This is a genomic window from Alteromonas sp. KUL150 (assembly GCF_009811475.1).
GTDB classification, from domain to species: domain Bacteria; phylum Pseudomonadota; class Gammaproteobacteria; order Enterobacterales; family Alteromonadaceae; genus Alteromonas; species Alteromonas gracilis.
The window spans coordinates 1-17,900 of record NZ_BLIJ01000035.1; the positions used below are offsets into that span (position 1 = coordinate 1).

At 45.4% G+C, this 17,900-nt stretch carries 14 protein-coding genes; 4 read left to right on the plus strand and 10 right to left on the minus strand.

Annotated features, from left to right (window positions below):
- Positions 1 to 131: 131 nt before the first annotated feature.
- From GVO62_RS08025 to mutS, 9 genes are all read right to left on the minus strand, one after another.
- Positions 132 to 1,328, minus strand: a complete 1,197-nt coding sequence (locus GVO62_RS08025; protein ID WP_159118511.1) for an HD-GYP domain-containing protein — start codon at positions 1,326 to 1,328, stop codon at positions 132 to 134.
- 266 nt (positions 1,329 to 1,594) lie between these two features.
- Entirely contained in the window at positions 1,595 to 2,200 is a 606-nt protein-coding gene (gene leuD, locus GVO62_RS08030; protein WP_159118512.1) for a 3-isopropylmalate dehydratase small subunit, read from the minus strand.
- Between the two features lie 3 nt (positions 2,201 to 2,203).
- A complete protein-coding gene (gene leuC / locus GVO62_RS08035) occupies positions 2,204 to 3,604 on the minus strand; it encodes a 3-isopropylmalate dehydratase large subunit (RefSeq protein ID WP_159118513.1) in 1,401 nt (466 codons plus the stop codon).
- 9 nt (positions 3,605 to 3,613) lie between these two features.
- A complete protein-coding gene (gene leuB / locus GVO62_RS08040; RefSeq protein ID WP_159118514.1) occupies positions 3,614 to 4,711 on the minus strand; it encodes a 3-isopropylmalate dehydrogenase in 1,098 nt (365 codons plus the stop codon).
- Entirely contained in the window at positions 4,712 to 6,271 is a 1,560-nt protein-coding gene (leuA, locus tag GVO62_RS08045; protein WP_159118515.1) for a 2-isopropylmalate synthase, read from the minus strand.
- Positions 6,272 to 6,720: 449 nt separating this feature from the next.
- Positions 6,721 to 7,455, minus strand: coding sequence for a hypothetical protein (locus GVO62_RS08050; RefSeq protein WP_159118537.1), 735 nt, complete (start codon positions 7,453 to 7,455; stop codon positions 6,721 to 6,723).
- A gap of 145 nt (positions 7,456 to 7,600) precedes the next feature.
- Positions 7,601 to 8,893 (minus strand): phosphopyruvate hydratase, encoded by a 1,293-nt coding sequence (gene eno / locus GVO62_RS08055; RefSeq protein WP_159118516.1) that lies wholly within the window; start codon positions 8,891 to 8,893, stop codon positions 7,601 to 7,603.
- 59 nt (positions 8,894 to 8,952) lie between these two features.
- Positions 8,953 to 10,584, minus strand: coding sequence for a CTP synthase (locus GVO62_RS08060; protein ID WP_159118517.1), 1,632 nt, complete (start codon positions 10,582 to 10,584; stop codon positions 8,953 to 8,955).
- 136 nt (positions 10,585 to 10,720) lie between these two features.
- Entirely contained in the window at positions 10,721 to 13,324 is a 2,604-nt protein-coding gene (gene mutS, locus GVO62_RS08065) for a DNA mismatch repair protein MutS (protein WP_159118538.1), read from the minus strand.
- A gap of 143 nt (positions 13,325 to 13,467) precedes the next feature.
- On the opposite strand from mutS, the gene GVO62_RS08070 reads away from it, so the two are divergent.
- The 4 genes from GVO62_RS08070 (at position 13,468) to GVO62_RS08085 (ending at position 17,429) form a co-directional block, all read left to right on the plus strand.
- On the plus strand, positions 13,468 to 14,007 hold the full coding sequence (locus GVO62_RS08070) for a CinA family protein (RefSeq protein WP_159118518.1): 540 nt from the start codon (positions 13,468 to 13,470) through the stop codon (positions 14,005 to 14,007).
- A gap of 117 nt (positions 14,008 to 14,124) precedes the next feature.
- Entirely contained in the window at positions 14,125 to 15,171 is a 1,047-nt protein-coding gene (gene recA, locus GVO62_RS08075) for a recombinase RecA (protein ID WP_159118519.1), read from the plus strand.
- 256 nt (positions 15,172 to 15,427) lie between these two features.
- Positions 15,428 to 16,249 (plus strand): ABC transporter ATP-binding protein, encoded by an 822-nt coding sequence (locus tag GVO62_RS08080; protein WP_105932322.1) that lies wholly within the window; start codon positions 15,428 to 15,430, stop codon positions 16,247 to 16,249.
- The gene (locus tag GVO62_RS08085; protein WP_159118520.1) at positions 16,233 to 17,429 is read left to right on the plus strand and encodes an ABC transporter permease; all 1,197 of its coding nucleotides are present in this window, start codon (positions 16,233 to 16,235) and stop codon (positions 17,427 to 17,429) included. The genes GVO62_RS08080 and GVO62_RS08085 overlap by 17 nt, the downstream gene beginning before the upstream one ends.
- Before the next feature lie 151 nt (positions 17,430 to 17,580).
- On the opposite strand, the gene GVO62_RS08090 is transcribed toward GVO62_RS08085, so the two are convergent.
- Entirely contained in the window at positions 17,581 to 17,898 is a 318-nt protein-coding gene (locus GVO62_RS08090) for an EscU/YscU/HrcU family type III secretion system export apparatus switch protein (protein ID WP_159118521.1), read from the minus strand.
- Between the last annotated feature and the right edge of the window lie 2 nt (positions 17,899 to 17,900).

Here is a 17,900-nt window from a genome sequence, read left to right on the forward strand (position 1 = left end):
ATCTATGCGGATTGGTATAAGGCCTGATTCGACGTAGTTTTCAAATCAGGCTTTTTTTCGTCGCTCAATAATGAATTTAGGCTCAAGGAGAGACGTTATCAGGGCTTTGAATTAGGCCTTATACTGATATTTTATATCGGTATTTGGTTTACGAAAACATCTCTGAAAAACTTAGGCAAATTCAAGCTAAACTCTTCTGGGCGCACACCTGAAACGATCTCATCCTCATACAAGCTTAAATCAATGCGCTTAACTTCATTGAAGTGTTGAGAGGTAACGCTGTAAAACGTCATCACGTGGGGGCTTACCGGATCTTTAGGGTTTATCTTACTCACGATGCCAAGCTTGCCGCTTTTAAGTCTAACCAGTGAACCAACGGGATGAACACCAATACATTGAATGAATTGCTTGACCAAGTCTTGATCTAAATTCTCTGTTGCTGTCAGGCGCTTAAGGGCTTGAGTTGGAGTAATACTTTCTTTATGTGAGCGGTTAGACGTCATAGCATCATAGGCATCAACAATCGCGGCAATACGCGCATACTCAGAAATTTCGTCGCCAACTAAGCCCTTGGGGTAGCCACTGCCATCTATGCGTTCGTGATGTTCTTCGATAATCCGTAGCGATAGGTCTGATATTTCTCCACATTGTTCAACTAGCTCAACGCCAATTTGAACGTGAGTTTTCATCACTTCCCAGTCGCCTTGTGAGAACGCGCCTTTACTGTTACGGATTTCATCTGGTAGCGATGACATACCGATGTCCATCAGTAAAGTACCTAAGCTTACTTGTTCGATAATATCTCTGTCGTAACCAAGAAATTCGCAAAATATACCGCTTAGCACGCTACAGTTGATGCTGTGTTCAAGAAGATATTGGTCTGTGTCTTTGATCATGGTAAGACAGCTAAGCGCATCTTTATTGTCAAAAACACTTTCGATTAGACTATGAGAAAGCGACTCCATGGGAGATAAGTCTTTTACCGCCCCATTTTTGAGCGACTTCAAAAAACTGCTTTGTATAGAGAGTGCGCTATCGTAAAGGTCGCTAGCTTCACTAATTGAATCGCGACCGACTGGCTTAACCGAGGGCTTCGCCACCTCTGGTTGTGTTTCTTCTGCTGGCTCTGGCGCCTTTTGCGTTTTAGGAAGCTTTGATTTCGTAAAATCTACTTCAACGCTTAATATACCTTTTAATTTAAGGTTATCTATAATGGCTTGAGTTTTAACAATACCTTTAGAACGCATTTTAAGTGAGCCCGTCTGTTCAAGTACTTGATTGACGTACATTCCCGGCTGCAATTCATCAATAGGCACTTGCTCTAGCATTATCTCTCCTGTGGGGCATGTTACTGCCAAAACCATCAACTACAATAGAAACGAATAGTACGATATTCCAATAGAAAAAGTGAGGTGTTTACACATCTTTCGCATAAATAATAATGAATGTAAGTGTAAGTTCAATGCTGAATAGACGGGTAATTTTTGAAAAAAGACATTAAGCACTTGCTAGTGCAAGTTCGGCAGATATAAAAAGAGCGCATTTATAGCGCTCTTTTTAGACGTTGCGTCTTAAAAAACGTTTAAGCTCTGTTTTACAACCACGCTGGTTGCTTATCTTCAAAAGCTTCAATTGCTTCGGTTAGTTCGAGTGTTTGCCCAATAGCGTCCAACCCTTTAATTAGGTTGTTTTTATGATGTTCCGCTATATCAAAACTAAAGCTAGTTTCATCAAAGCTTACGGTTTGTGAAGGTAAGTCCACGGTTATTTCAACCGCTGGATTAGCTTTTAGTGCAGCAAACAATGCGTCCATTTGCTCGCTGGATAGCGCAACTGGCACTAGCTGATTATTAATGCAGTTACCGTAGAATATATCAGCGAAGCTGGTGGCAATAACTGTTTTGAAACCAAAGTCGGCAAGTGCCCACGGGGCGTGTTCTCGGCTTGAGCCACAGCCGAAGTTCTCGCGAGCTAGCAAAATACTGGCGCCTTTGTGTTCTGGCTTATTCAGCGCGAACGCTGGGTTTGGCTCTTTCTCTTCTAAATCCAAATAGCGCCAGTCGTGAAACAAATGTTTGCCGTAGCCAGCACGAGTTACGCCAGTTAGAAACTGCTTTGGAATGATTTGGTCGGTATCGACATTGGCCTGATCAAGTGGCGCAGCAATGCCTGTGTGTTGTGTAAAACCTTGTTCAGACATAACTTACTCCTGATAATCTCTAACGTCAGCAAAGCGACCGGTAATTGCAGCAGCGGCAGCCATTGCAGGGCTTACTAAGTGAGTGCGTGCACCGCGGCCTTGACGACCTTCAAAGTTACGGTTACTGGTAGAGGCACATCTATCGCCTGCTACTAGCTTATCGTCATTCATACCAAGGCACATTGAGCAGCCCGGCAAGCGCCACTCAAAGCCAGCATCAGTAAAGATTTTATCTAAGCCTTCTGCTTCAGCCTGGCGTTTAACATTACCTGAGCCTGGCACCACAATGGCAGTCACTGAGTCGGCTACTTTACCTCGCTTGGCGATTTGTGCCGCTGCGCGCATATCTTCAATTCGTCCGTTGGTACATGAGCCGATAAATACGTGGTTTACTGCAACGTCGGCTAGCTTTTCACCGGGTTTTAAACCCATATACTCAAGCGCTTTTACTGCGCTTTCTTTTTCAATCGGGTCGCTGAAGTCTTCAGGTGCAGGTACCGGTGTGTTTACGCCAATAACCTGACCAGGGTTTGTGCCCCACGTAACCTGAGGAGCAATATCTGCCGCTTCAAGCTCGACCACAGTGTCAAAGGTTGCGCCTTCTTCGGTGTAAAGGGTTTTCCAGTAAGCGACGGCGTCTTCCCAGTCTTGGCCTTTCGGTGCGTATTCACGGCCTTCAAGGTAAGCAAAGGTTTTCTCGTCTGGTGCAACAAGGCCTGCTTTCGCGCCAGCTTCAATACTCATGTTACACACCGTCATGCGCTCTTCCATGCTCAAACCGCGGATAGCTTCACCTGCGTATTCGATAACATGGCCAGTAGCGCCAGCGTGGCCAATTTTGCCGATAATGGCAAGAATAATGTCTTTTGCGGTAATACCGACAGGAAGCTTGCCATTTACGTTGATAAGCATGCTTTTCGCGCGGCTTTGTTTCAACGTTTGTGTCGCCAGTACGTGCTCTACCTGTGAGGTACCTATACCAAAGGCTAGCGCTCCAAATGCACCGTGAGTAGCTGTGTGAGAATCACCACATACCACCGTCATACCCGGCTGAATCAAGCCCAGTTCAGGGCCCATTACGTGCACGATACCTTGCTTCTGGTGACCCACTGGAAATAGCTGAATACCGTGTTCTTCACAGTTGGTCGCTAAGGTTTGTAGTTGAAGCGCGTTAGCTGGTCCACACGCGTCGATTGCCAGTGAGCGGGTTGATATGCTGTGATCCATTGTACCAACAGTGCGATCTGGGCGACGTACTTTACGGCCTTTTTCATTAAGGCCAGCAAATGCCTGAGGTGACGTTACCTCATGAATTAAATGGCGATCGATATAAATTAAGCTGTCTTCACCAATTTGGTCGATAATGTGGGCTTGCCACACTTTGTCATATAAGGTCTTGGCCATGAGGTGTTTTTACTCCTGCGCCATTAATTGTTTAACGATTTCATCGCCGACTTGCGACGTGCTTGCCGCTTGGCTGCGTTTGTCAGAAGGAAGTAACTCGCCTGTAAGTACACCTTCTTCTAGTGTTGCTACGACCGCTTTTTCGATGGCGTCTGCGGCATCACCTAAGTTCATGCTAAAACGCAGCATCATGGCGGCTGATAAAATTTGTGCGATAGGGTTAGCAATGCCCTGACCAGCAATGTCAGGGGCCGAACCGCCTGCTGGCTCATAAAGGCCAAAGCCTTCTTCGTTCATGCTTGCAGATGGCAACAAGCCCATAGAGCCTGTCATCATGGCGCATTCATCAGAAACGATATCTCCGAATAAGTTTGAACATAGCATTACATCGAACTGTGCTGGATTCTTCATGATTTGCATGGTGGCGTTGTCGATGTATATATGGTCCAGCTCTACATCTGGATAGTCTTTTGACACTTCTTCTGCAATTTCACGCCATAAACGGCTGGTTACCAGTACATTGGCTTTGTCTACTGACGTCACTTTGCCGCGACGTTTTTGTGCTGCTTCAAACGCAGCAATAGCAATACGGCGAATTTCACGTTTGCTATAGCGCATGGTGTCATACGCGAACTCTTCTTCGCCTTCACCTTCACGGCCCTTTGGTTGACCAAAGTAGATGCCGCTGGTTAGTTCGCGCACAACTAAAACGTCTACGCCTGATTTTGCGATATCTTCGCGAAGGGGAGACAAATTCTCAAGGCCAGGATAAATACGCGCAGGTCGTAAGTTACTGAACAAGTCGAAATGGCTGCGTAGGGTTAGTAATGCCGCGCGTTCTGGACGTTGTTCTAGTGGCAGAGTGTCCCACTTAGGGCCGCCGATACTGCCAAACAAAATCGCATCGGCTTGCTCACAACCCAACAGCGTTTTTGAGGGCAGGGCTTCACCTTCAGTATCAATGGCGTAGCCACCCACAGGATATGCAGTGCGGTTTAGGGTTACGTTAAATTTCTTTTCAACAGCATCTAAAACCTTATTGGCTTCCTGCATAACTTCTGGGCCGATACCGTCTCCGGCTAATACGGCAATTGAATACTGGCTCATTTATACTCCTGCAACGCGTTCTTGTTGATTTTTTTGCTGATCAATTTGATCGGCTAAATAAGTGTTGTTTAATACGAAGATAAGGGCTTTCACGCCAGCCTCTACAATATCTGTAGCAAGACCTATTCCGTGGAAACGGCGGCCTTTATAGGTAGCGATTACGCTCACCTGCGCTAGGGCGTCGGCACCTTCACCTTTTGAATCTAATTTGAAGTCCACCACTTCTAAATCTTCGTGACCCAGTATAGACATTATGGCTTTATACGCAGCATCTACAGGGCCATTACCAATGCTTGATTGAGTAATTTCTTCACTGCCCACTTTCATTTTAACAGTGGCGCTTGGAATGATTTCACGGCCAGAGTTAGCTTGAAGATAAAGCAGCTGGAAATATGCTTGATCGTGTTTCTGTTTATCGAAGAACAACAAGGCTTCAAGGTCGTAGTCGTACACTTGGCCTTTTTTATCTGCTAACTTCAAAAATGCGTTGTATACCGCCTCTAAATCATAGTCTTCTGCTTTGTAGCCAAGCTCTGTTAATCGGTGTTTGATAACATGGCGTCCAGAACGTGACGTTAGGTTAAGATTGTTCTTATTAATGCCCACACTTTCTGGTGTCATGATTTCATAGGTATTTTGCGCTTTTAAGACACCGTCTTGGTGAATACCTGATGAGTGGCTAAACGCGTTTGCGCCCACAATGGCTTTGTTGGCCTGAACCGGCATATTACAAAGCTGGCTCACTAACTTTGAGGTACGTGAGATTTCGGTAGAGTTGATATTAGTGTCGAAGCCCAACATGTTCTTACGGGTTTGTAAGATCATGGCTATCTCTTCAAGTGATGCGTTACCCGCGCGCTCACCAATACCGTTAATAGTGCACTCAACTTGTCTGGCACCTTGCTCGACGGCTGCTAATGAGTTCGCAACAGCTAAGCCTAAGTCGTTGTGGCAGTGTACAGAAATTGTTGCTTTGTCGATGTTCGGAACGCGATTGAACAGCTGTTGGATAATACCGCCGAACTCAGTTGGTGTAGTGTAACCAACGGTATCTGGAATGTTGACGGTTGTAGCGCCTGCATTAATTGCGGCTTCAACCATACGGCATAAGTAATCGATATGAGTACGACCGGCATCTTCACAGGAAAACTCCACATCGTCAGTATATTGTCTGGCGTGCTTTACCGCTTTTACCGCCATCTCTACGATTTCGTCTTGGGACTTTCTGAGCTTGGCACCAACGTGAATTTCTGAGGTGGCGATAAAGGTGTGAATTCGGAATTGCTCTGCCACACTTAACGCCTGGCCACAGGCATCAATATCACCCGGTAACGCACGAGATAAGCCGCAAACGATAGAGTTTTTAACTTCTTTGGCAATCATTTGTACCGAACGAAAATCGCCCGGTGACGAAACAGGAAAACCTGCTTCTATGATATCTACACCTAAACGCTCGAGCGCCAGCGCAATCTGTAATTTCTCTTTGGCACTTAGGCTTGCAGGTAAGGCCTGCTCACCGTCTCGCAATGTGGTATCAAAGATTTTCACTTGATTTGTCATGACGCTCTCTCAGTTGAATAGTTAAAAAAAAACCCGTGCTTTGCACGGGTCTTTGTAAATTTAAATCGCTGGTCGCAATCTACCCGTGCAGTCTGGCTGCCATAAGGAGTAGAGATAGAAGAATGAAACGAGTACGCATTTGCTGTTGTTTCTTTGCTAACCAAGTTGATAGCGACAATGTACCCATGTGGCACGAAGAGGTCAACCATTGATTACGATAATGACTATATTTTTCCTGTATAAAAGCCGTTTTTTAATTATTTAGGATGGTTATCCTAAGTTTGATGGTTTTGGAAGGGAGGGACAGAGTGTTTTTCGCTATTGATGCAGATGCTAGCCTTGTGATCGTTATTAATTAGGACGTTTGTACTAAATTGGAGTGCTGTGGGTGGTTGGTCTTTTTGGTTTTTTATGCATTTTAATTGATTTTATATGCTTATATGGCCGTGTCACCTATCAAGCAGAGTAAAGTTCTTCCAATTGATTTGAGTAGATAAACGCATTTCGCGAAGGGATAACGCACGTGGGGACCGCTTTGATTTAAAACTCCATGCATGGCCACATGATGCTGCAGTCATAATCGCCTTTGAAGGCCGCAGTAGTTTCTTGTTTTCAACTGAAAGCGCTGTAGCCTCTGAAAAATCATCGCGTTGTGTAGTTGAGTGAATACACTCCCCCGTGTTAGCGAACCACCCATTTTTGTTCAGATGAAGTTGTGTGTTGTCTTGGTTTACCATATCAATGGAATCAAGCTCAATGTGAGACCCTTCCATATTTAAAACTAAAACCGGTACAACAAGGCCGTACTTAGCGTTTTTTGTATACCAATCTTCACGTTTTTCTACATCGTCTAGATGATTAATGCCGGGACACTTCGCAGATTGCTTGGCATACCAACTTCCATTATGAGTATCTGTTTTTAGGGGAGATGGATTAATTGTGTTGCCGTTATTTACCATATATCGAGCAATGGCTTTTACGTGGTATGGAAGCCCGCCCATTCGGCGTCTAAGTAATGACAAGTTTTTTATCTCACTATGAGCGAGAGAGATGATTTCTCTTTCATACAGAGCAGTACATATTTCATTGAATTGAGGGTGGCTTCCGCCGAGCTCACCAGCGTCGCTGAAAAAGCCAACTTGAGCATTGGGAGTGGAGTGGGAAAGTTCGTCGCCTTGAGCCATCGGGGTTTTCAAATGCCTTTCTAAAGTTCTCTAACCCTAGCAAGATTCGGCGCTTGATGCTACATGGTTTCATCAAGCAGAGCGAAAAATAGACACAAAAAAGCCGCTATCTAAAGCGGCTTTTTATCATTTTTGAAGACGTTAATTATTGACCTTTGATTTCGCTAAGGCCTTTGTAAGTTGCAGCGTCACCTAGCGCTTCTTCAATGCGAAGAAGTTGGTTGTACTTAGCAACGCGGTCAGAACGGCATAGTGAACCCGTTTTGATTTGGCCCGCCGCTGTACCTACTGCAAGGTCAGCAATGGTTGCATCTTCAGTTTCACCAGAACGGTGAGAGATAACCGCTGTAAAGCCCGCATCTTTCGCCATTTTAATAGCGTTAAGGGTCTCAGTTAGTGAACCGATTTGGTTGAACTTGATAAGGATTGAGTTACCAATGCCGTTATCAATACCGCGCTTAAGAATTTTAGTGTTAGTTACAAACAAGTCGTCACCAACAAGCTGTACTTTGTCACCAATCTTCTTAGTAAGGCTTGCCCAGCCGTCCCAGTCGCTCTCGTCTAGGCCGTCTTCAATAGAAACAATTGGGTACTGTGAAGAAAGGTCAGCAAGGTAGTCGCCAAACGCTTCTGAATCGAAGCTCTTGTCTTCGCCTGAAAGTACGTATTTGCCTTCTTTGTAGAATTCAGACGCCGCACAGTCAAGCGCTAGCGTGATGTCTTCATTCATTTTGTAGCCAGCATTTTCAACAGCTTCAACGATAACGGCTAGTGCTTCAGCGTTTGAGCTAAGGTTAGGCGCAAAACCACCTTCGTCACCAACCGCTGTGTTTAAACCTTTAGCAGAAAGTACTTTCTTAAGTGCGTGGAAGATTTCTGCACCCATACGAAGTGCTTCTTTAAAGCTCTTCGCGCCAACAGGCTGAACCATGAACTCTTGAATATCTACGTTGTTGTCAGCGTGCTCGCCACCATTGATGATGTTCATCATAGGTACTGGCATAGAGTATTGGCCAGATGTACCGTTTAGGTCTGCAATGTGCTCGTAAAGCGCTACGCCTTTCTCAGCTGCAGCTGCTTTCGCTACAGCAAGAGAAACGGCAAGGATTGCGTTTGCGCCAAGGGTCTCTTTGTTTTCTGTGCCATCAAGGTCAATCATGATGCCGTCGATATCAGCTTGCGCTAGTGCGTCTTTACCGATAAGTGCTGGCGCGATGGTATCGTTAACTGCTGCAACTGCCTTTGTTACACCTTTACCTAGGTAACGAGACTTGTCGCCGTCGCGTAATTCTAGTGCTTCGCGGCTACCAGTAGACGCACCAGATGGTGCTGCAGCTCGGCCCATTACGCCTGATTCTAAGTATACATCTGCTTCTACAGTAGGGTTTCCGCGTGAATCTAAGATTTCGCGTCCGATAATGCGACTAATTTTCGCCATGTTTTTTCCTCAACAATTGAATGGGGTGCAACGGGAGAGAGCACCCCTTTTATTAGAAATTAGTGATTTTCTTTCTGGTATTTTCCTGCCGCAGCAACGAAACCAGTGAATAATGGGTGTCCATCCCGAGGAGTTGACGTGAACTCAGGGTGGAATTGGCCCGCAATGAACCAAGGATGATCAGGGATTTCCACCACTTCTACAAGTCGCTTGTCAGTGGACAAACCACTTACCTTTAATCCCGCCGCTTCGATTTGGTCGCGCAGGTTGTTGTTCACTTCGTAACGGTGACGGTGGCGCTCATAAATTTCAGCGTTGCCATACATCTCATGAACTTTTGTGCCTTCAATAAGGTGACAAAGCTGGCTGCCCAAGCGCATGGTACCGCCTAAATCTGATGTTTCAGTTCGCACTTCGGTCGTGCCCGCAGCATCTAACCACTCAGTGATGAGACCGACAACAGGGAAAGGTGTTTCAGGGTCAAACTCTGTGCTGTTCGCGTTTTCCATTCCAGCAACATTGCGTGCGTATTCGATGAGAGCTACTTGCATACCTAAACAAATGCCAAGGTAAGGAACTTTGTTTTCACGGGCATAGCGGGCTGCGGCAATTTTACCTTCAATGCCACGTTCACCAAAACCTCCAGGTACCAAGATAGCATCTAACTGCTCTAGAATTTGGGTGCCTTTGCTTTCTACATCTTGTGAATCAATATGGTGGATGTTCACAGTTAGGCGGTTTTTGAGCCCTGCGTGTTTGAGCGCTTCATTAACAGACTTGTAGGCGTCAGGTAGCTCTACATACTTGCCTACCATACCAATGTTTACTTCAGCGGTAGGGTTTGACTCAGCGTAAAGCACTTGTTCCCACTCAGATAAGTCGGCTTCTTCACACTCAAGGCCAAAGCGGTCAACCACAAGCTGATCCATGCCTTGTGCTTTAAGTGCAGCTGGAATGCGATAAATGCTGTCTACGTCTTTCAAAGAGATAACAGCTTTGTCAGCAACATTAGTGAAAAGCGCAATTTTAGAGCGCTCGCTCGCCGGCAGTGCTCCCACTGAGCGACAAACAAGAATATCTGGCTGAATACCAATAGAACGCAGTTCTTTTACTGAATGTTGCGTAGGCTTAGTTTTTACTTCACCTGATGCTGGCATGTAAGGTACTAACGTTAAGTGCATGAACATAGCGCGCTCACGGCCGACTTCGGTACCAAGCTGACGAATAGCTTCCAAGAATGGTTGTGACTCGATGTCACCTACGGTTCCGCCCACTTCCACAATAGCCACATCATGACCTTCAGCACCTTCAATCACGCGGCGCTTAATTTCATTGGTAATATGAGGGATAACCTGAATGGTTGCGCCTAAGTAATCACCGCGACGCTCGCGCTTCAGTACTTCTTCATATACCCGGCCGGTTGTGAAGTTGTTGCGCTTAGTCATACGGGTGCGAATAAAACGCTCATAATGACCAAGATCGAGGTCGGTCTCTGCGCCGTCATCGGTAACAAATACTTCACCATGCTGAATAGGGCTCATTGTGCCTGGGTCGACGTTGATATAGGGGTCGAGCTTTAACATGGTAACGGTGAGACCGCGAGCTTCAAGAATTGCGGCTAACGATGCTGCAGCAATACCTTTACCTAGCGATGAAACTACACCACCGGTGACGAAAATATAATTTGTCATGCGAAACCTAGAACGTTTGGGTTGTATGATAAATATAGGCTGAGTTTAGAACAAAACCAGCTACACTTTGGACGGGGCGATAGTATACGCAAAATCATGTGGGCAGACAATCAATTTGCCCACATGATGCACAATTTTACGATTGGCTTAAGCGCTTGAGTGTGTATATGAGGTCAAGTGCTTGGCGCGGTGACAACTCATCGGGTGATAAGTTTTCAAGGGCTTCTACCACGGGGTGCGGTTTGTCAGGAAAAAGCATCTCCGCTTGGCCTTTAGCTTTAGACCCGTTGCTGGCGGAGGTTTTCGCCTTGCTCATTGGTGCCGTCGGCTTGTCTTGCACGTCTTCTGACACACTTTCGCCATTTATCATAAGGTGTGATGATTCTAATACGGACAGCTTTTGTTGGGCCGCTTTTATCACTGCTTTTGGCACGCCAGCAAGCTGAGCGACTTGTAAACCAAAACTCTTGCTAGCAGCGCCCTCAGAGACGGTATGCATAAAGCGTATGGTATCTTCAAACTCCATCGCATCTAAGTGCACGTTTACGACGCCGCTTTGCGTTTCTGGAAGTTCAGTAAGTTCGAAGTAATGCGTCGCAAAAAGCGTATAAGCGTTAAGCTGCTTCGCCAAATAACTCGCGCAGGCCCATGCTAGCGACAAACCATCATAGGTACTTGTACCACGACCTATTTCATCCATTAATACCAGCGAGTTTTCGGTAGCATTATTAAGAATATTTGCCGTTTCCGTCATCTCAACCATAAAGGTAGAGCGGCCAGAGGCTAGATCGTCTGAAGCACCAATACGGGTGAAAATTCTATCAAGCTTTCCGATGTGAGCATTTTCTGCAGGCACAAAACTGCCAATGCATGCCAACAAGGCAATCAGCGCGGTTTGGCGCATATAGGTTGATTTACCGCCCATGTTCGGTCCGGTTATGATCAGCATGCGGCGCTCGGAGTCAAGCTGAAGCGGGTTCGCAATGAAAGGGTTTTTCATCACATTTTCAACCACAGGATGGCGACCGGCGTCATAGGTAAGTGCGCATTCTTGACTTAAATGTGGGCGATGCCAGTCAAGGGATACAGCACGTTCTGCAAAACAGCACAGCACGTCGAGCTTGGCTAGTGCTGCGGCGGTTTCTATTAAATTGTTAAGGTAAGGTGCAAAGTTGTCGAACAAGGCTTCATAAAGCTGCTTTTCTAGCGTAAGCGCAGCGCCTTGACTGCTGAGCACTTTATCTTCGTGTTCTTTAAGTTCAGGCGTTATGTAACGTTCCGTGTTTTTAAGGGTTTGTCTGCGGATATATTCTGCAGGTGCTAGAGCACTGTTAGCTCGGCTAATTTCAATGAAGAACCCGTGTACTCGGTTATAACCTACTTTTAATGTAGAAATTCCCGTGCGTTCTCGCTCTCGCTGCTCCATGGCGTCTAGATAGTCAGTTGCGCCTTGCGATAGCTTACGCAGTTCGTCAAGCTCTGCGTTGTAGCCCTCGGCAATCACGCCACCGTCCCTTATAACTACAGGAGGATTGTCGATAATAGCTTCGTTCAGCAGGGCTTGAAGCTCAGGGTAAGTGCCAATAGTTTCGCTAATGCTTTTAACTTGCCCTGTATCGAATCGACCAAGTGCATCTTGTAAATCTGGCAGGGCATTAAACGCATTTTTTAACCGCGCAAAGTCGCGAGGTCTGGCTGAGCGAAGCGCTAATCGCGCCATAATGCGCTCGATATCACCAATGTGCTTTAACGCGGTGCGAATATCTTCAGGGTCATCATTAATGAAAGTTTCAACAGCATCTAAGCGGCTGTGAAGTTCATGTTGATCAGTCAAAGGCGAATGAATAACGCGCTGTAACATGCGGCTACCCATAGCTGTAGTGGTGGTGTCCATCACGCTAAACAGGGTATTTTCCTGGCCACCCGACAAATTATGGGTAAGTTCTAAATTTCGGCGAGTGGCCGCATCTAACTGCACGCGGCTGTCTTGCTGTTCGGTCTGAATGCGGCGTATATGCGGCAGGGCGGTGCGCTGGGTATCCTTTACATATTGTAAAACACAGCCCGCGGCGCCTAAGCCTTTAGTGACGCCTTTTATACCAAAGCCTTCTAATGTTTTAGTTTCGAACTGAGCGTTTAACTGCTCTGTGGCAGTCTCAATGTCGAATTCCCATTCCGGGCGGCGTCTAAGCCCTTTGCGGTTTTCTATAAGTGATAAACTTTCAAATCCTTCTGGATAAAGCAGTTCCGCAGGGTTTACTCGCTGTATTTCAGCTAATAGGCCTTCATCACTATCGCTCTCGAAAATAACAAAGCGACCGCTAGTAACATCTAACGTTGCCAAGCCATAATGCATGCTGTGACCGCACACAGCGGCAAGAATATTATCACGGCGCTCTTCCAAAAGAGCTTCGTCGGTAACTGTACCAGGCGTAACGATACGCTGTACTGCACGCTCAACAGGGCCTTTACTAGTGGCTGGGTCGCCTACCTGTTCGCAGATAGCAACCGATTCACCCATTTTCACTAAGCGTGACAGGTAGCTTTCTACGGCGTGATAAGGCACACCTGCCATGGGAATGGGTTCACCACCAGATTTTCCTCTGGCTGTTAATGAAATATCCAGTAATTCAGCAGCTTTTTTGGCATCGTCGTAAAACAACTCATAAAAGTCGCCCATGCGATAAAACAGTAAAATATTAGGATGCTGCGCCTTAATAGTCAGGTATTGGCGCATCATAGGAGTATGTGATTCCAAAAAATGCCTCTGCGAATTTGTTGCTGGGTTTAATGCCTGTTGAGGGGAATAAATGATAAACTCACGCCCACTAAGATCAAGCGAAGATCTGATAAAGCACAACAGGTGTAATTAGGTATATCTAAATGAGCACAACATTTTCAACTGATTCGACAGCAAACGCCACCCCTTTAACACTTGATAGCGCATTATCTGCGCAAGTCCATGTGTTGGGTGACGCACTCAGGAGCAAAGGTTGGACCGTATCGAGCGCCGAGTCGTGTACGGGCGGAGGAGTCGCTTTTGCTTTTACCAGTGTGGCTGGCAGTTCTGATTGGTTTAACCAATCCTGGGTGACGTACTCTAATGACGCAAAGCAAAGCGTTCTGGGCGTAACAGAACACACGTTAAAAGAGTACGGCGCGGTGTCGAAGCAAACGGTGAAAGAAATGGCTGAAGGCGTGCGCCGTAACAGCGGAGCGCAACTCGTTGTAACGGTTAGCGGCATTGCCGGCCCTGGCGGTGGCAGCGACGCAAAACCGGTGGGCACTGTTTGGTTTGGCTTTTTGTGTGGGGAGCACGAAGTGCAAATCAAACAGGTTTTCAGCGGCGATCGCGACGAAGTTCGCCAACACGCTATTAGCTTTGCCATTACTCAGTTAATTAAAATGTTGAGTGAAAATTAAAAACACTGGTTGAAACTGTATGCTTGTACAGTATAGAATGTGATCATTATTTGGTAATTTCAAAGATATGGAAAACACCAATACAGAATTTAACCGCAAATCCTAGAGGATACTTACGTGGACGATAACAAATCAAAAGCTTTAACCGCCGCAGTTGGCCAAATTGAAAAGCAATTTGGTAAAGGCGCTATCATGCGCTTAGGCGATAACCAAGCCATGGATATTGAAGCGATTTCTACTGGCTCACTTACCATTGATATCGCTCTAGGTATAGGCGGTTTGCCATGTGGACGTGTTGTTGAAATCTACGGGCCAGAATCATCAGGTAAAACCACGCTAACACTTCAAGTTATTGCTGAAGCGCAGAAGAAGGGCAAAACTTGTGCGTTCGTAGATGCTGAGCACGCCCTAGACCCTGTATACGCTGAAAAGCTAGGTGTAAACATTGACGAACTATTAGTTTCTCAGCCTGACACTGGTGAGCAAGCACTAGAAATTTGCGACATGCTAGTACGCTCAGGTGCGGTAGATGTTGTTATTGTTGACTCGGTAGCAGCGCTTACGCCTAAAGCGGAAATTGAAGGTGACATGGGTGACTCTCACGTTGGTCTGCAGGCACGTCTAATGTCACAAGCATTGCGTAAGCTTACAGGTAATATCAAGCGCTCAAATACACTGTGTATCTTCATTAACCAGATTCGTATGAAGATTGGTGTTATGTTTGGTAACCCAGAAACCACTACTGGTGGTAACGCGCTTAAGTTCTATTCTTCAGTGCGCTTAGACATTCGCCGTATTGGTGCAGTTAAAGAAGGCGACGAGGTAGTAGGTAACGAAACCCGCGTGAAGGTAGTGAAGAACAAAGTTGCGCCTCCGTTTAAGCAAGCCGAATTCATGATCCGCTACGGTGAAGGTATCAGTAAAGAAGCAGAGCTTATCGACCTGGGTGTTAAGCAAAAGCTTGTTGATAAAGCCGGTGCCTGGTACAGCTATAAGGGTGATCGTATTGGTCAAGGTAAAGCAAACGTAATGAAGTACCTTAAAGAACACCCTGAAATAGCGAACGAGATTGAAACGAAAATTCGTCAAGAACTACTGCTTCCAAAAACAGTGAAAGCCGAAGAAGTGGTTGCTACGCAAGAAGACGACGCTCTTCCCGAGTAAGAACAGCGCGTTAGTTTTTAGAAACCCACCTTACGGTGGGTTTTTTTATGCCTCATGCCTGTATTAATTTGTGGGACATATTTACTAACATTTATTATAAGCGTGAAACTTGTACTGCGAAAAAAAAGAGGGAATGCTGTAATAAAGTTAAGCACGTACAGACTATAAAAATAAATAAGGCCTACTTTGCTTTTTGTGCAAATAAGCCCACAACAATAATGAACAGCCAACTGTTTATCTAAAAAGAGGAAAGGGAATGATTGAAATATCAGGTCTCGCAAAGCGCTTTACGGTGGAAAACCCAAAAAAGCTTAGCGAACAAGAGAAGAAGGACCCACGTTTAAAAGGTCGTTATTTCCAATCAGTAAGGGATGTATCTTTTACTTGCGACAAAGGGCAGGTTCTGGGACTACTTGGTCCTAACGGAGCGGGTAAAACCACCACATTACGCATGCTTTCAACGGCGCTTAAACCAGACAGTGGTAAAGTGCTTATTGGTGGTGAAGATGTATTGACTAACCCGAATATTGCGAGAAAGAAGATTGGTTTTCTTTCCAGCTCCACAGGTCTATACGGTCGTTTAAGCGGGCGTGAAAATATTAGCTACTTCGGAGAGTTACACGGCATTTCTAAAAATGTGATTAATGCCCGTATCGAGGAGTTAGCTGATTTGCTAGATATGCAAACCTTTCTAGATAGACGTGCCGAAAATTTCTCCTCAGGCATGAAGCAAAAAGTGTCTATTGCGCGTGCGGTCATTCACGAACCGGAACTGGTGGTTCTTGATGAGCCTACTACTGGCCTTGATATTATGGCGACCAGTACAGTAATGGAGTTCATTCAGCGCCTTAAAAATAAAGGTACGCCGGTGATTTTTTCAACTCACCATCTCGACGAGGTCCAAGCGCTTTGCGACAAGGTAACGGTTATTAACCAAGGTGAAACCGTGTTTAACGATTCGCTTGCGGCATTTAGCGCGTTGTCTGGTGACGAAGTATCTGGCGGGCAAATGCATAAGAGCTTTCTAAAAACACTCTCAATGGATGCTAAGGAGATGGGTAATGTGGTTAATCTTTAAAAAGGAATTCAAAGAGCTATTACGCGATAAGAAAACCATCATATTCATGATTGGTCTACCGCTTTTATTGTTTCCAGCCATTTTTGGCGTGGCCTTTTTCTTTATGAGTTCTGCAGCAGATAAAGCGGAAAACGAAGTGCTCAAATACGCAATCGTTGGTGAGGCTTATGCACCTGCAATTGTGCAGTCCTTTAATAGTGCCTCTGATAAGTTTGAATCAGTTCCAATAGGCAATGAGACTGACTATGCCAAGCTCATTAAGAACGAGACCCTAGACTTCGTATTGGTTATCCCTGAAACCTTTGACAGTGATGTTTTGAATTCAGGTCAGCATAAGATTGCCCTTTATCTCAACGATGCAGGCCTAAATAAAGTCATGGGGCGTGTTTCTGAGATTATTGATGAGTATACCGATGCATTTCAGCAGGCGGCTTTTGCTCAGCTTAATCTTGATGAGACACAACAGGAAGCACTATTGCAACCTATTAAAATTGAAAAGCAGAACGTTGCTGACGATCGCGAGGTATGGGGTGAACGACTTGGAGGCATGCTGCCTTACTTCATCTTTATACTGTGTTTACAAGGAGCAATGGCCCCTGCAGCAGACTTAGGAGCAGGTGAAAAAGAAAGAGGCACATTAGAAACGTTGCTTATTTCACCTATGGATCGCCACAAACTAGTGCTAGGTAAATTCTTTACGGTGGCAGCAGCAGGTATTGTAACAGCGCTTATAACGGTCTCCTCTATGGCAATATGGGGGCTGGTGCTATCGCAAGGCATGGCCGTTGAATTTGTGGTAAAGATAATGTCTATGATTGGTCTTATAGACTTCTTGTTGATCTTTTTAATGTTGGTGCCTGTGGTGGCTGTATTTGCAGCTGTATTATTATCGCTATCTATTTATGCCCGCTCTTTTAAAGAAGCGCAAAGCTATATGGGTTCGCTCATTATGGTGGTTATCTTCCCTGTTATCATTGCAATGATGCCAGGTGTGGAGCTTAAAGGCGGTTGGGTTTGGGTGCCGCTTACTAACGTTGCTCTTGCGATGAAAGAGTTGTTTAAAGGCACCATGGACTATTTTGCGCTGTTTGGTATTTTTACCTCAACCGCAGTAATCGCAACAGGGCTGATTTTCTTCTGCATCCACTGGTTTAACAAAGAAAAAGTGCTCTTTAGATAGTTTCAAGAAAATTAAAGAACTTGTATAAGAGCTCGCCTTCAGCGAGCTCTTATACATAAAAAAGGAATGGCACCAAATAAAGTCAATAGCCATCCCATTTTCAAAAAGGTCTGGTCAGACGACATCAATCATCGGGCTTTGCTTTCACATGTCACACTTCAAAATCCACTCGTTTAATAATACCTTCCCACCCGGGAGGAATTTTTCCTTGCAACACGTAAGAATAAGCAAGGAGCTCTGCAATTACGTAATAAAGTGATTCAGGAATATCTTGCCCTACGTCGAGTGTAGCGAGCACTTCACTTAAATAGGGATCTTCGTGAATTAGTATCCCAGTTTCCTCAGCCATAGCAATGATTGCTTCGGCTAAACCCCCATAGCCTTTAGCGACTACTTTTGGTGCATTTTTTTTGTCTCCACCTGCGTATTTAAGACCAATGGCACGTTTTGTTTTTTGTGAGTCAGTCATAA

Excerpts from the sequence above, each read along its gene's own strand:
- GVO62_RS08025 (WP_159118511.1), bottom strand. The coding sequence starts at position 1,328 with ATGCTAGAGCAAGTGCCTATTGATGAATTGCAGCCGGGAATGTACGTC.
- leuD (WP_159118512.1), bottom strand. The coding sequence starts at position 2,200 with ATGTCTGAACAAGGTTTTACACAACACACAGGCATTGCTGCGCCACTT.
- leuC (WP_159118513.1), bottom strand. The coding sequence starts at position 3,604 with ATGGCCAAGACCTTATATGACAAAGTGTGGCAAGCCCACATTATCGAC.
- leuB (WP_159118514.1), bottom strand. The coding sequence starts at position 4,711 with ATGAGCCAGTATTCAATTGCCGTATTAGCCGGAGACGGTATCGGCCCA.
- leuA (WP_159118515.1), bottom strand. The coding sequence starts at position 6,271 with ATGACAAATCAAGTGAAAATCTTTGATACCACATTGCGAGACGGTGAG.
- GVO62_RS08050 (WP_159118537.1), bottom strand. The coding sequence starts at position 7,455 with ATGGCTCAAGGCGACGAACTTTCCCACTCCACTCCCAATGCTCAAGTT.
- eno (WP_159118516.1), bottom strand. The coding sequence starts at position 8,893 with ATGGCGAAAATTAGTCGCATTATCGGACGCGAAATCTTAGATTCACGC.
- GVO62_RS08060 (WP_159118517.1), bottom strand. The coding sequence starts at position 10,584 with ATGACAAATTATATTTTCGTCACCGGTGGTGTAGTTTCATCGCTAGGT.
- mutS (WP_159118538.1), bottom strand. The coding sequence starts at position 13,324 with ATGATGCGCCAATACCTGACTATTAAGGCGCAGCATCCTAATATTTTA.
- GVO62_RS08070 (WP_159118518.1), top strand. The coding sequence starts at position 13,468 with ATGAGCACAACATTTTCAACTGATTCGACAGCAAACGCCACCCCTTTA.
- GVO62_RS08080 (WP_105932322.1), top strand. The coding sequence starts at position 15,428 with ATGATTGAAATATCAGGTCTCGCAAAGCGCTTTACGGTGGAAAACCCA.
- GVO62_RS08085 (WP_159118520.1), top strand. The coding sequence starts at position 16,233 with ATGTGGTTAATCTTTAAAAAGGAATTCAAAGAGCTATTACGCGATAAG.
- GVO62_RS08090 (WP_159118521.1), bottom strand. The coding sequence starts at position 17,898 with ATGACTGACTCACAAAAAACAAAACGTGCCATTGGTCTTAAATACGCA.